This is a genomic window from Paenibacillus sp. FSL L8-0502, assembly GCF_038593055.1.
Taxonomy (GTDB): Bacteria; Bacillota; Bacilli; order Paenibacillales; family Paenibacillaceae; genus Paenibacillus; species Paenibacillus polymyxa_D.
In genome coordinates, this window is record NZ_CP151958.1 from 5,478,248 (window position 1) to 5,491,632 (window position 13,385).

Here is a 13,385-nt window from a genome sequence, read left to right on the forward strand (position 1 = left end):
AATTGTGTGTAGTATAACATGTTTGCTCGTATTATAAAAGAGGGCGATGGTTCAGCGAACTATGAAACAGAGTGGTGCCCTCTGACAGCCTGCGATGTCCCGGCTCTGGTAATGGAAAATACGCCGCAGACAAAAGCAACAATCACAAATGCCCCACCCACCCAAGCGTTCGTGGCAACAGATTCACTATTCTCAATTACTACGCCTCCCAAGGCAGAACCCAGAGCGATCCCGACCTGGAGTGCGGAGAAATTAAAGCTTTGCTGAATACTACCCGATTCGGGCGCATTTTCAATAAGATAGCTTTGCATCGGGGGCGACAAGGCCCAACTCAGTATGCCCCAGATGATCAATAGTGGCGCAAATACATAAACCGAGTGGATTGAGAGTGGCAGCAGGAACATCACGGCGATAAACACGCCTACGACGACTAGAATACTTTTCGCTGTGCCGAACCGATCTGCCAAAGAACCGCCAATAAAACCACCGCTCACTGCCGCCAGCCCAAAGACAAAATAGGCCACACTAACCCACGAAGCATTTAAACCCATCATATTTTCTAAAAACGGAGTGAAATACGCATATAGCGTGTAGTGGCCCGCCAGTGTCAGCGTGGTCACCAGATGAGCACTGATGACTTTAACATTTTTTAAGGATTTCAATTGATCACGCATAGGCACAACATGTTCCGTCGGAATCCGTTCCATAAACAAGTTGATAACGATCATAGCAACGACCGTCAACAAGGCAATAATCAGGAAAAGCACCCGCCAGCCAAACGCATTTCCAATCAGCACCCCGGCTGGAATACCAAGCACGATGGAGGAGCTAACCCCCATGGAGATGACACCGAGGACACGGGCCTGATAAGCCTTGGACACCACTTTGACTGCAATGGTCAGTGACAATGTCACGATCAGCGACCCGCTTGCAGCGGTAATGATACGGGATACAAACAGGACTGCATAATTCGGACTCCAGAAGGCCAGCAGACTTCCCAGAATAAAGATAAACATCGACCACAGGTACAGTCGTTTTCGTTCGATTTTGGCGGTCAACGCCAACAAAGTTGGCCCAGCAATAGCGTACACGAGCGCATAGATCATGATAAGCTGTCCTGCCGTACTTACGGAGACATTCAAATCCTGTGCAATTTGGGGCAGCACGCCACCGATAATCAGCTCCACCAACCCCACCGTAAAGGTCGCAATCGTTAAAATAACTACTTTGAAGTTCATTACATTAGCTCCTTTGCTGTCATGTAAATTCCCTCGTATTACGCAAAAAAATCCTGACCACAAGAAATGTACAAGACGTACACTTTTTGTAATCAGGATTTATCGGTTCCTGGTAGAGACCCTCAAACCATATTATTGAGGTTATACAAATGGGGCATTCATTTATTACGCATTCACGAAGGTTATAGCTATTACTATAAAGGAGCCTGTGGCTAAGTTCAACCCCCTACAGCCGCAAAAATTCACTCATGGCACGATCCGACAGATAAGGTAGATACTCATGACCGTATTCGTGATACAGGAGTATTTCCTTGCCTGATACGATTTTATTGTACACCGCAAACTGCGTGGAGGGTGGACAAATGATATCCGACAGCCCTGTCACAAACAACACACGACTACGAATACGGTCTGCCAAATGTTGAATATCGATGTAGCCTAGTCGGTGAAAGAGCTCCTCCTCGCGCACATGGTTCGGATCAAACCAACGAAAATAATAAACCAGTTCTTCATATGCGGATGTAGTGGCATCCAGCGCCCAGGCTCTTTTATAGTCCGATAGGAACGGATATACCGGAACTGCCATACGGACACGTGGCTCCAATGCAGCGCAAGCAACCGTCAAGGCCCCTCCCTGAGAGCAGCCAAATGCCCCGATCCGTTCAGGGTCGACCTGCTCCATAGACATCAGAATGCGCACCGTCTGCACGGTATCCAAAAATACATTGCGGTAATACAACCGATCCGGGTCCGGGTCGTCAATTCCGCGGATAATATGGCCGCGCACCGTCGTTCCCTGAACCTGCAAATTGTCCTCGGACAGCCCTCCTTGCCCCCGGCAATCCATAGCCAGCACGGTGAATCCGTGTGCCGCGTAGCTTACCTTGTCGAACCAATCACCACTGTCGCAGGAATATCCATGAAACATGGCCAAAGCTGGACCTTGTTCCGTAAGGTGCTTGGGACGAGCCAGCTTCCCATGAACCCTTGCTCCGCCCACTCCGGTAAAATATAGATGGTAACACTCTACCAGCGGAGAGACAAAATCCGCAGGCTCCAGTGTATATTCCAGTGGCTGCTGCTCCAGCTCCAGTAGCGCCCGTTCCCAGTATGCGTCAAAATCCGGTGGCTTTGGGCTGCTCCCCATGTACGACTGCAATTGCTGTAAAGACATATCCTCCGGCATTCACGTTCCCTCCTACATGCTACATCCGGCCCGACTCACGGTCGTCTCCGACCACTTCATCCGTTGCGATGACATACTTCATAATGTCGGATACTGTCGTGTATGCGATACCTACATACGTATCAGCGGCTCCATAATAAATTGCAATTCTTCCAGTGTCCGCGTCATGCAGCGTAGCACACGGGAACACCACATTCGGCACAAAGCCCCGCTCCTCATACCATTCCTCCGGGGTCAGCACGAAGTTGGAGGAACGATATTTAACCTTAGATGGATCATCCAGATCAAGAACGGCTACCCCCATGCTGTATACCAGCCCATTGCACGTGCCTGTCACCCCGTGGTAGAACATCAGCCAGCCCTCGGTCGTCTCAATCGGTGCCGGTCCGCCGCCAATTTTTACCGATTGCCACCAGCCCTGTCCGCCCTTACTCATGACATGACGGTGCTTGCCCCAGTAGACCAAGTCAGGACTTTCACTCAGAAAAATGTCGCCAAACGGTGTATGTCCACTGTCACTCGGACGGGATAGCAACATAAAGTTTCCGTTTAGCTTACGGGGCAACAGCACACCATTACGATTAAACGGCAAGAATGGATTTTCCAATCGTACAAAACTTTTAAAATCCTTCGTTTGGGCTATCCCCAACGCTGCACCGTAAAAATCTGTACACCAGATGATATAATACGTATCCTCCACGCGGACCAGACGCGGATCGTAAGCATAATTAGGCTGGTAATCATGCCCCTCCTCATCAACCAAATGCAACCGTTCTGTCTCAATGTCCCAAGCCAACCCGTCGTCACTCCAGCCTAGATGCAAATGCGGACGTCCGTTAATTGTTTCAGCCCGGAATACCCCTACAAACCGTCCTTCATACGGAGCTACTGCACTGTTGAAAATACGGGCAATGCCCGGCACCGGATTCCGCCCAATGACCGGATTCTCAGTATGTCTCCATACCGGAGCCTCACTGCCCTCAGGCTTATCCTGCCACGGCATTTTCGGCAGACTGTCTCCCACGATTCGCACGCTATTTACTCCCAAATCCACATTCAATTTATTCATACGTTTATTCCCCTCTCTACGAGATACTTGATTTCACCATTTTTTTGTTCAGCGTTATTCTATTTCACCGAACCCTGAGCGAATCCGTTATAGATATATTTTTGTAAGGATAAAAATGCAATCAGCGTCGGAATTATGGCAATGATAATGCCCGCGCTAATGACTTCCCATTGTGATCCATAGGGTCCTTTAAACTTGAACAGCGCCGTCGATATGACCTGAAGGCTTGTTTTGGGCATATACAGGAACGGGGTGTAAAAGTCGTTGTAAATATTAACGCCCTTGATAATGATCACCGTCACAATGGCAGGCTTCAGCAGGGGCAAAATAATGCGCCAGTAGATCGTCAGATAGGAGGCCCCATCCAGCATGGCCGATTCATCCAGCGCCACCGCAATGGAATCCAGAAATTGTAGAAAAATATACACCGCAATAATATCCGTTCCCAAATACAGCAAGATCGCCGCCCAAGGCGTGTTAAACAGCTCCAACTTGTTGATAATTTGAAATGTCGATACCTGTGTCGTTACCCCCGGAATGAGGGTTGCGAGCAGGAACGCACCCAGCATAAGACTTTTGCCCTTAAATTTAAAGCGGTTCAAAATGTACGCGATCATGGAACCCGTCAACGTGGCTCCGATGATCGAAATCAACAGGATAAAAGCTGTGTTCACAAATCCGGTCAGCATATTTCCGTTAATAAAGGCTTTGGTATAGTTAGCCCAATTCAGCCAGTTCACAGGGGGAGTCAGAGGACTGGTTGCCGCATATTCAGTCTTCGTCTTCAAAGATGCAAACAAAATTACGACAATCGGCAGCAGTGCAATGAACGCACCTAGTAGTAGCGCCGCATACTTGATGCTGCTAGCCAGTATTCTTTTCAGCTTATACATGATTAGTCCTCCTCTCCCCGAATTAGCAACCGTTGAAGCAGCGTAACAGCGATTACGATCAGCAGCAGAACAACCGCCATCGCCGAGGCCAAACCGACCTTGCTGTATTTGAATGCCACATCAAGCGTCTGAATGACGAATGTTTCGCTACCATTGGAGCCACCGGTCATAATATACGGAATATCGAATGCACTGACCGCACCGCTAATGGCCAAGATGAGGTTCAACTGCAAAATCCGCTTGATGCTCGGCAAAATAATTGAGCGGAACTGATGCCAGCGGTTGGCCCCATCGATATCGGCTGCTTCATACAGATCACTGGATATGGAAGAAATCGCACCTAGAAACACAATAAAGTTAAAGCCCATGTATCTCCAGATCGACGTGCCCGCCAGCGAAATATTGATAATCTCCGGGTTGCCCAGCCACAGCTTGACATACGAACCCAGCCCCACTGCCTGAAGCAGTGTATCGAGCGTGCCGTCTGGCTTAAAAAAGAATAGAAAAATAAAACCAATGGCCACCCCGTTCATCAGGGAAGGAAAAAACAAAACGCCTTTAAAGAAATTTTTAAACCAGGTCTGAAAGCTGAGAATGCTTGCAAAATAAAGGGCCAGACCCATCTGTACAAACGTGGCTACAAAGTAATACAGACTGACCTTAAACACCGAGAAATACTCGGGATCGGTAAAGATTTTGATATAGTTTTCAAAACCCACATATTCCAGACGCTTACTATAGCCGTTCCAGTCCGAAAAGCTGTACTTAAACATATTGATCACTGGCAAGTACGCAAAAGTGATCAGCAGCGCTAGCGGAATAAATGAAAAGGCAACAATAATCGCCAATCTTTGTTTGGAGTAGCTGAGATTCGAAAATTTTAACATGCTGCACCTCCTGGCTATCCGTCCATCGACTGCTACGTCGATCCTTTCTTTTCGTCAGTTCAGATGGCTATTTTGCTTCCTTAGCAGCCACTTCAGCACGCGCCTTCACCCATGCATCGTTCAGATCTTTCATAATGGCGTCATACGATTCCGGGCGGTTACCCACCGCTGCCTCAATAATGCGTTTCTTGAAATCAGGCTGCCACAAACCAATTTCGCCCATTTTGTCGATTTTATCAACAATTCCTTCCTGTCCTTTTGGAGATGAAGTAAGTGTTTCAAAAACGACCCCCTGATCTTCGTATTGCTTCAAAATGCTAGGCATTGGAGCACCCTTCAGCGGACTAATACTGCCTGCCTGCTCTACAGCATAGTTGGACTTTTCGGTAAACCAATCCACCCAGGCACGGGCCGCTGGTTTATTTTCACTGTTTACGTTAATACCGAGGTTAAAGTCACCAGCCAGCGGCACAAGTACCTTGGAGGCATTCGTCGGGAAAGGCATAAAACCGATATCATCCTTGTTAGGAGCTGTGCTTTTGATCTGGTCAATTGCCCAAGAGCCAAGCACCATCGTACCGATTTTGCCTTGAGCAAGATCTGCCTTGGAGGTCTCCCAATCCGTAGTCGTTGGATCTTTTTCAATCAGGCCTTTTTTAGCTGCATCGTATAGGACCTTATACAGTTCATAGTGAGGCTGGCCCTTTGTGAAATTGTCATCTGTATTCGGTTGTGTGACATTCACGTATTCCTTTGTACCCGCCAATGTTGCCAGACTAGACTCCCACTGGGTCAGTGCCCAACCAGAGGCATAGTTCGTAAACAGCGGCACTGCCTTGGTTTTGTCCTTAATCTGCTGTAACGCTGTCAGGAATTGGTCCGGTGTTTTGGGAAGCTGCGTGATTCCTGCGTCCTTGAACACCTTTTTGTTATAAATCACACCAGAGTAAACCATCGCAATCGGAATACCGTAGCTGTTATGATCCACCGTACGTTCTTCAATGCCGGTATACTTGTTTTTCATCTCCTCATAAGTACCCAGTGGTTCGAAAAAATTGGGCAGCTCTTCAACTGGAATACTGCCAGGGATCAGCAAAACATCCCCGTAATCCCTGGTCCCCATCCGAATTTTAATTTGACCATCATAATCGGCCAATGCCTGGAAATTGACCTTCACGTTCGGATAAAGCTTGTTAAATTCCTTAGCGTAGTCCTGAAATACCGTATCCACAATATCTGTCCGCTGTGTGATAACCGTAATTTCACCTTCCACGGCCTTTGGATCAGAGCTGGCAGCTGGCTCATCCTTCTTTGAGGTACAGCCAGTAAACAGCCCAGCTAACAAAACCACAGATAGTAATGACATCAAAACCTTGGACAACTTCATGAGACGACTCCTCCTGTTGTTTTTTAATAAGGTTATCGTTAAAGTAACAAAATCATTTTATTATGTTAGCGCTTACTATGTCAATTGCAATATTCTTTTTTTGTGAAGTGGAATCGGTCACACCTTATGAAAAAACACCAATTTAGCATGGTTGACAGTTTACAAACAGCTAGATATGATAATTCTGTAAAGTTAACGATAACCTAATATTTTTCCCGAAGGAGGCTTTGTCTCTTGGCAACACTACTGGACGAAATTAGACAGGAATGGAAGGAACACATACTCCCATTCTGGCTTGGACTGAAGGATGAGACACACGGTGGGTTTTACGGCGAGGTGGATGTGGATCTGCACACTCATAACCAAGCCGACAAAGGCGGGATTGCCACTGCACGGTTACTCTGGTCCTTCTCGGCGGCTGCTCGTGTAACAGGGGAAGATACCTATGCAGAAGCCGCACGAGATGCATTCACATTCCTGCGAGATCACCTGCTTGATCCATTACATGGAGGAATGTATTGGATGGTGGACTACACCGGGCAACCCGTGGACACGTGCAAGCATGTATACGCGCAGGCATTCGCGATCTATGCGCTAGCAGAGTATGCACGTGCCACAGACGACCCGAATGCATTGCCACTAGCTATGGAGCTGTTCCACCTGCTGGAGCAAAAAGGATATGATCCCGCCCGGCAGGCATACGGCGAGCAATATGACCGCTTGTGGAACACGCAGCCTAATGAGCTGCTCAGCGAAAATGGAGTTACCGCGCATATCACCATGAATACGCATATTCATGTTTTGGAAGCGTATACCCAATTGCTGCGCGTCTGGCCAAATGAAGAGGTTCGAGATGCACTGACGAACGTACTGGATATTTTATATCGTCGTGTTTACGATGCTTCTGCCCGACGATTGGGGGTATTCTTCGATCGTGAATGGCGCTCTCTGCTTGACCTGACCTCATATGGTCACGACATCGAAGCCAGCTGGTTGATTGAGGACGCTATGAATGTGCTGGGTTATTACCCGTCAGAATACGTGGATATGGTGATGGATATTGCCAATGCGGTAGCAGAGCGCGCTGTTCAGCCAGACGGATCGCTCATCAACGAGCGGGAAGGAGAGCGGGTAGACACCTCACGTATTTGGTGGGTACAGGCCGAGGGGATGGTTGGTTTTTACAATGCGTTTCAACGTACAAATGACGAACGATTTCTGCAAATTGTGCGTAATCTGTGGGCCTATACTCGGCAATATATCATAGATCCGCGCCCCGGAGGCGAATGGTTCTGGTCAGTTCAAGCGGATGGTAAGCCTGATGCGAGAGAGATTGCAGGCCCTTGGAAGTGCCCTTATCACAACAGCCGATTTTGCATAGAAATGCTAGAAAGGATGGAAAACCAATGATTCATAGCAAATACGATGAGCTGCTATTGCAGCAAGAGGAACTGATTACACGCCCTAATGAGGTTAAAACTACCTTTTACAATGGTATCTACGAGCGCTACCTCTATCCAGTGCTCACACGCCATCATGTTCCACTTCACTGGCGGTTCGATCTGGATGCGCAAACTAATCCCTTTTTCATGGAGCGGCTGGGTGTAAATGCAGCATTGAATCCAGGGGCGATCTATCATGAAGGAAAATACATTCTTGTTTCGCGTACCGAAGGACTGGATCGAAAATCATTTTTCGCTTTGGCAGAAAGCGATAACGGCATTGATCAATTTCGATTCATTGACGCCCCCCTAGTATGGGAGGATATCGACCCAGAAGAAACAAATATGTACGATATGCGGCTGGTGAAGCATGAGGACGGCTGGATTTACGGTATTTATTGCTCGGAAAAAAAGGACCCTGACGCGCCACCTCACGATACCTCCAGTGCTGTCGCTCAGGCCGGACTGGTCCGTACTCGTGATCTTCGTACATGGACCCGGCTTCCCAACATTACTACCCAGTCCCCACAGCAGCGCAACGTTGTTCTGCACCCTGAATTTGTGGACGGTCAATACGCCTTCTATACTCGTCCTCAGGACGGGTTTATTTCCACCGGCTCGGGCGGTGGCATTGCCTTCGGCCTGTGCAAAGATATTACACAGCCCGTGATTGAACACGAAACCGTCATTGATGAGCGCCGTTATCATACGGTGTACGAAGCCAAGAACGGACAGGGGCCTGCCCCGATTAAGACCAGCCGCGGCTGGATTCATATCGCTCACGGGGTACGCAATACGGCCGCCGGGCTGCGGTATGTGCTGTATACCTTTGCCACCAGTCTGGAAGACCCTACGCGCGTCATTGCTAAGCCCGGTGGGCACTTTCTAGCTCCTTATGATGAGGAACGCGTGGGCGACGTTTCGAATGTTATTTTTTGCAACGGGGCTGTTGTTAACGAGCAAGATGAAGTCTTTATCTACTACGCTTCCAGTGACACCCGTATCCACGTAGCGACAACCACCATCGCTCGACTGGAGGACTACACCTTCAATACACCATCCGACCCGCTGCGCTCTCTCAGCAGCGCCGCTGTTCGCCGTGATCTGATTCATCACAATGAAGCGCTATTGAAAGCGCACTCCCGTCCTTCTCAGCAGACATAAGCCGCAGGCTTTATCCTGCTTGCGGAACCATGTATACTATCCTTAGAACAACTGTTACCCGCAGGCTAACAGTTGTTCTATGGGCAGCCAGGCTGCCAGTCTTTGTATCTTTACAAGACAACTTTGCTGCTAAGTCTTTGTATCTGTACAGGCGGCTAAGCTACTGATATATTCCCCAGCATTTGCATCCATTCTCTGGATTAGGCAAAATGCTTATCTTTTTAAAATTGGAAGGCGGAACAGGAATGAAGAGCAACGTTACGATGCGGGATATTGCAGATAAGCTGGGAGTAAGCAGCGTGACCGTGTCGAAGGCGCTCAATGACAAGGATGGGGTTAGCGAGGAGCTAAAAGAGCGTATTAAGACGCTCGCGGGCGAAATGGGTTATCGTTTCAATACCGTTGCCAAGTCCATGAAGGAGGGCCTCACCTACAACATTGGTGTTGTCATCCCTGAACGCTTTACCGGCCCCGGCCAATCGTTTTATCTGCACATCTACCAGCAAATTTCACGGGCACTGGAGCCATACGGCTACTACGGCATCCTTCACATCCTCCATCGTGAAGACGAAGAACAGCTTAATCTGCCACGTATCTATTACGACCGCAAGGTGGACGGTTTCATTCTCCTGGGCCAAGTGAGCAAGCCATATATTGAGCTTGTACAAACCATGGATCTACCCAAAATGTTTCTCGATTTTTATGATGAACATGCCGATATCGACTCTGTGGTGACGGATAATTTTTACGGAGCCTACGAGCTGACCAACTATTTGATCGCCCAGGGGCACCGGGATATTGCTTATGCGGGAAATATCTATTCCACCAGTAGTATTCAGGATCGTTTCCTCGGCTACTATAAATCCTTGCTGGAGCACAGACTGCCCCTCCGTAACGAGTGGGTGCTCAGTGACCGGGACGACGAAGGTGCCTTTGTTGAAATGGAGCTGCCTCAGCCGCTGCCGACTGCCTTTGTATGTAACTGCGATCAGGTCGCTCACAATCTGGTACACAAGCTCATTGCTCTGGGATACCGCGTACCTGAGGACTGCTCTGTGGTCGGCTTTGACAACGATGTATACGCCACTCTTATTGTCCCGCAACTGACCACAGTCGGAGTAGACATCGAGCAGATGGCACGTACCGCGATTGATTCGATGATGAAAAAAATAAGCCATCCCGGCAGCCGCTTTGGTCGAGTTCTGGTGCAAGGTCATATTGTATATCGTGACTCCGTCAAGCCCATCGAGAGAACATGATCAACGCACACTTTACTAGGGAACAGGTCACCCCTACTCCAATATTCTACAACCAAAAGCCGCTCAGCATGTCGCTGGAGCGGCTTTTGACGTTCATAAATTTTGCAGTGTGATCATCGTACTCACTTTCAATTGTGGATTTTGCAAAATCCTGGATTAGGAGCGCTGGGCGACAAAGGAATTGCCCGCCCGATTGAGAATCGGCAACATCCGCATTTCCTGCCCCATCGAGGCTTGGCAAAATGGACAAGATGGCTCGTTCAAAAAGGTGAAATCCGTTCGCATCCAACCGTTGCAACCCTCGTTTGTACACGACCAAATAGCCGTATTTTCCTCTGGAATGATTTCCGGGGCCTGGCGTCTGTACATCTATATCCCCCCTCGGTTTTTATAGGGTAATATCCCCTGTCGTATTACTGTTAATTTCTACCTGTGCCAGGATTTTTGAAAATTCGATTCCAGTCGCTTCGAAGTGCAAGATATAGACGAACTAAACCATTTCGATCTATATCTTGTTCATTGAAAGTCGCTTATTGGATTTTCGCAAAATCCTCACCTGTGCGAGTATTAATATGCTCCAACCTCCAAAAAATATGCGCATTTTACCAAATTGTTTATTTACGGATAGCCTTGGTCCAGAAGCCACCATGGAACTGCTTCGGCTCTACCGTAATGACAAAAGCCTTGGGGTCCAGCTCCAAAATGGACTGATACAGCTTATTCTGGTTTTTTCGTTTAGCCAGAATTTCCATCACCAGGCGCTCTCCATCACGTCCACTGCCCAGCCAGGCTGTAACGCCGTATCCTTTGTCCCGCAGCGCATTGGCAATTCCTCCATTGATCTCATTGCTGATCACTTTAACGGTGACATAACCAAGCGCTATTTTTTCCTCAATCCATGCTCCAATAAGAATACCCAATGCATAGCCAATGGCGTATACCGCAAGACTTGCCACTTGATCCAGATACTTCAGCACAACATTCAAGCCCAACACATAGACCGTAACTTCCACGGTGCTAATGAGCGCAGCAATGTACTTCTGTCCTTTCAGCGTCAGAATCATGCGCAGTGTATACGCCGACACGTAAATAATTTGAATAACGAGAATAAACAATAAAATTTTGAGCATGCGCTCACTCCCCACTTCACGTTCTGATTTAACCCGTATCCCACATTATACCCTCGTCTGTGATATACAGCCTCTGGTTTCGTATTACCCTCGCTCGGGTAATGACTAACTACAGCATGCTGAATGAAAGTTCGATCACATAAGGAGGGCTACAACATGAAGGATAACGGAACTAGCGATAAAATCAAAGGTAATGTGAACAAAGCCAAAGGTGAAATCAAAGGTAATGTGAACAAAGCCAAAGGTGAAATCAAGGACCAAATCGGGAACGCTACCGATAATAAGTCCCTTCAAGCCGAAGGTAAACTGGATAAGGCCAAAGGCCACCTTCAGGAAACAGTTGGAAAACTGAAGGACGGCAAATAATTCTGAATGGATAACCTCGGCGCACTGTTTTACCAACAAGTCTCGCTGTCTTGTGCAGCGGGCTTGTTTTGTGTTGTTCGGATACTTTTGGAAAAACTTTTGCGCAAACAGGGCAACTTTTACGGTTGCTGTTGCGTCTAACCAATATAAGCACAACCCATAATGACTCTTCCAACCTGTTGGATTTTGTATGCATTAATGTTACTCTAGTCTATGAACCAGGCTATAATTCTTAAATAAAGGGGTAGACCAACGAATGAAATCACTGAAATCTATCAAAAAACCTGTCATCATCACTGCCGTATCCGCCTTGGCCATATCCGGGGCTCTTTTCAGCCAATCCACATATGCCGCACAAGTGACTAAGCCGATCCAAGCAGTATATAACAATATCAAAATTATATACAACGGAACCGAGGTTCCTACTGATGCTAAAACAGAACCATTTCTGCTGGATGGCGTGACGTATATCCCGCTGAAGCTGGCAGGTACAGCTTTGGATAAAAAGGTAACATGGGATGGCACAAACAAACGCGTAGTCATTGCTGACAACGGCGTTCCAATTGATCAATCTACAGTTACGGCGCTGAACAACCAGATTACGACGCTGACTCAAGAGCTCAACACAGCGAAAGCAGCGAACACGACGAAGGACGCTACCATCGCTCAGTTGCAAAAAGACAACCAGACGCTAAAAGATGAAGCAAGCAAAAATAGCTCCAGCTCCTTGAAGGATCTTCAAAAGAAGCTGAACGATGATCACAGCGATGACTACAACACCAACTCGGATATCACTCTGGATGGTAACAAAAACGATATTACGGTGACCATCGAAATGACAAAATCCAGATGGACTGAGCTATCTGACAGCAGAAAGGAAAGCTTCCTGGAGGACATCGTGGAAGATATTTTGAAAGAGTATAAAGATGCCGATGTAGAGGGTACGGTTAAAAACTCCAGTAATAGAGATAAAATGGCGACCTTCACAACCAACAGCAGAGGCGATGTTACTTTGAAGGATGTAGCTTCTTCCTTGGATGCAAGTACGATTCAACGCGATTTGGTTAATAGATATGGCAATTACGCTGGCGTTGGCTTTGATTTCACAGTAAGAGGCGACAGCAGTGAAGCTAGCGTGGATGTATATGTAAAGACTGACGCTTGGAACAATACACTTACTAATGCGCAAAGAAACTCTCTTATAGAGAATGTTCTTTATGAGCTTAAAAACAGAAACTCGGTATCTCGAGTAGTGGGTAAAATTAAGTCTAGCGAAAACAGCAACACGATAACTTCGTTCTAAATCGCACTTTTTTCAAAAAAAACGACAAAGGCTACAAAGCCTTTGTCGCTTTTTTTTAATG

General features: G+C 47.5%; 13 protein-coding genes and 1 riboswitch. Of the genes, 5 read left to right on the forward strand and 8 right to left on the reverse strand.

Features of this window, described 5'->3' with window-relative positions:
- Positions 1-59 precede the first annotated feature (59 nt).
- The 6 genes from NSQ57_RS23995 to NSQ57_RS24020 all read right to left on the reverse strand — a co-directional run bounded on the left by NSQ57_RS23995 (position 60) and on the right by NSQ57_RS24020 (position 6,660).
- A complete protein-coding gene (locus NSQ57_RS23995) occupies positions 60-1,238 on the reverse strand; it encodes an MFS transporter (protein WP_029518685.1) in 1,179 nt (392 codons plus the stop codon).
- A 69-nt stretch (positions 1,239-1,307) separates the two neighbouring features.
- Positions 1,308-1,407: riboswitch (purine riboswitch) on the reverse strand.
- A gap of 57 nt (positions 1,408-1,464) precedes the next feature.
- The gene (locus NSQ57_RS24000; RefSeq protein WP_342425404.1) at positions 1,465-2,424 is read right to left on the reverse strand and encodes an alpha/beta fold hydrolase; all 960 of its coding nucleotides are present in this window, start codon (positions 2,422-2,424) and stop codon (positions 1,465-1,467) included.
- Positions 2,425-2,443: 19 nt separating this feature from the next.
- A complete protein-coding gene (locus tag NSQ57_RS24005; RefSeq protein ID WP_342425405.1) occupies positions 2,444-3,493 on the reverse strand; it encodes a glycoside hydrolase family 130 protein in 1,050 nt (349 codons plus the stop codon).
- Positions 3,494-3,552: 59 nt separating this feature from the next.
- Complete coding sequence (locus NSQ57_RS24010; RefSeq protein WP_023990883.1) at positions 3,553-4,386, reverse strand: carbohydrate ABC transporter permease; 834 nt, start codon at positions 4,384-4,386, stop codon at positions 3,553-3,555.
- Between the two features lie 2 nt (positions 4,387-4,388).
- On the reverse strand, positions 4,389-5,273 hold the full coding sequence (locus NSQ57_RS24015) for a sugar ABC transporter permease (RefSeq protein ID WP_039271802.1): 885 nt from the start codon (positions 5,271-5,273) through the stop codon (positions 4,389-4,391).
- 67 nt (positions 5,274-5,340) lie between these two features.
- Positions 5,341-6,660: an extracellular solute-binding protein gene (locus NSQ57_RS24020; protein WP_069010998.1), complete on the reverse strand. Its 1,320-nt coding sequence runs from the start codon at positions 6,658-6,660 to the stop codon at positions 5,341-5,343.
- A 234-nt stretch (positions 6,661-6,894) separates the two neighbouring features.
- Between NSQ57_RS24020 and NSQ57_RS24025 the strand changes: the two genes are divergently transcribed.
- From NSQ57_RS24025 to NSQ57_RS24035, 3 genes are all read left to right on the forward strand, one after another.
- On the forward strand, positions 6,895-8,070 hold the full coding sequence (locus tag NSQ57_RS24025; RefSeq protein ID WP_029518690.1) for an AGE family epimerase/isomerase: 1,176 nt from the start codon (positions 6,895-6,897) through the stop codon (positions 8,068-8,070).
- The gene (locus tag NSQ57_RS24030) at positions 8,067-9,266 is read left to right on the forward strand and encodes a glycosidase (protein ID WP_318627716.1); all 1,200 of its coding nucleotides are present in this window, start codon (positions 8,067-8,069) and stop codon (positions 9,264-9,266) included. Before NSQ57_RS24025 ends, NSQ57_RS24030 begins: the two co-directional genes overlap by 4 nt.
- 245 nt (positions 9,267-9,511) lie before the next feature.
- Complete coding sequence (locus tag NSQ57_RS24035; RefSeq protein ID WP_342425406.1) at positions 9,512-10,525, forward strand: substrate-binding domain-containing protein; 1,014 nt, start codon at positions 9,512-9,514, stop codon at positions 10,523-10,525.
- A gap of 156 nt (positions 10,526-10,681) precedes the next feature.
- Here the strand turns inward: NSQ57_RS24035 and NSQ57_RS24040 are convergent, their stop codons facing one another.
- Positions 10,682-10,894, reverse strand: a complete 213-nt coding sequence (locus tag NSQ57_RS24040) for a cold-shock protein (protein ID WP_342425407.1) — start codon at positions 10,892-10,894, stop codon at positions 10,682-10,684.
- A 245-nt stretch (positions 10,895-11,139) separates the two neighbouring features.
- Complete coding sequence (locus tag NSQ57_RS24045; RefSeq protein ID WP_023990890.1) at positions 11,140-11,655, reverse strand: DUF2179 domain-containing protein; 516 nt, start codon at positions 11,653-11,655, stop codon at positions 11,140-11,142.
- 156 nt (positions 11,656-11,811) lie between these two features.
- Between NSQ57_RS24045 and NSQ57_RS24050 the strand changes: the two genes are divergently transcribed.
- Together NSQ57_RS24050 and NSQ57_RS24055 are read left to right on the forward strand one after the other, a co-directional pair.
- On the forward strand, positions 11,812-12,021 hold the full coding sequence (locus NSQ57_RS24050; RefSeq protein WP_342425408.1) for a CsbD family protein: 210 nt from the start codon (positions 11,812-11,814) through the stop codon (positions 12,019-12,021).
- Between the two features lie 256 nt (positions 12,022-12,277).
- Entirely contained in the window at positions 12,278-13,324 is a 1,047-nt protein-coding gene (locus NSQ57_RS24055) for a stalk domain-containing protein (RefSeq protein ID WP_342425409.1), read from the forward strand.
- Positions 13,325-13,385 lie beyond the last annotated feature (61 nt).

Coding starts and splice junctions, on each gene's coding strand:
- NSQ57_RS24005 (WP_342425405.1), bottom strand. CDS start 3,493: ATGAATAAATTGAATGTGGATTTGGGAGTAAATAGCGTGCGAATCGTG.
- NSQ57_RS24045 (WP_023990890.1), bottom strand. CDS start 11,655: ATGCTCAAAATTTTATTGTTTATTCTCGTTATTCAAATTATTTACGTG.
- NSQ57_RS24000 (WP_342425404.1), bottom strand. CDS start 2,424: ATGCCGGAGGATATGTCTTTACAGCAATTGCAGTCGTACATGGGGAGC.
- NSQ57_RS24010 (WP_023990883.1), bottom strand. CDS start 4,386: ATGTATAAGCTGAAAAGAATACTGGCTAGCAGCATCAAGTATGCGGCG.
- NSQ57_RS24030 (WP_318627716.1), top strand. CDS start 8,067: ATGATTCATAGCAAATACGATGAGCTGCTATTGCAGCAAGAGGAACTG.
- NSQ57_RS23995 (WP_029518685.1), bottom strand. CDS start 1,238: ATGAACTTCAAAGTAGTTATTTTAACGATTGCGACCTTTACGGTGGGG.
- NSQ57_RS24055 (WP_342425409.1), top strand. CDS start 12,278: ATGAAATCACTGAAATCTATCAAAAAACCTGTCATCATCACTGCCGTA.
- NSQ57_RS24015 (WP_039271802.1), bottom strand. CDS start 5,273: ATGTTAAAATTTTCGAATCTCAGCTACTCCAAACAAAGATTGGCGATT.
- NSQ57_RS24040 (WP_342425407.1), bottom strand. CDS start 10,894: ATGTACAGACGCCAGGCCCCGGAAATCATTCCAGAGGAAAATACGGCT.
- NSQ57_RS24050 (WP_342425408.1), top strand. CDS start 11,812: ATGAAGGATAACGGAACTAGCGATAAAATCAAAGGTAATGTGAACAAA.
- NSQ57_RS24020 (WP_069010998.1), bottom strand. CDS start 6,660: ATGAAGTTGTCCAAGGTTTTGATGTCATTACTATCTGTGGTTTTGTTA.
- NSQ57_RS24035 (WP_342425406.1), top strand. CDS start 9,512: ATGAAGAGCAACGTTACGATGCGGGATATTGCAGATAAGCTGGGAGTA.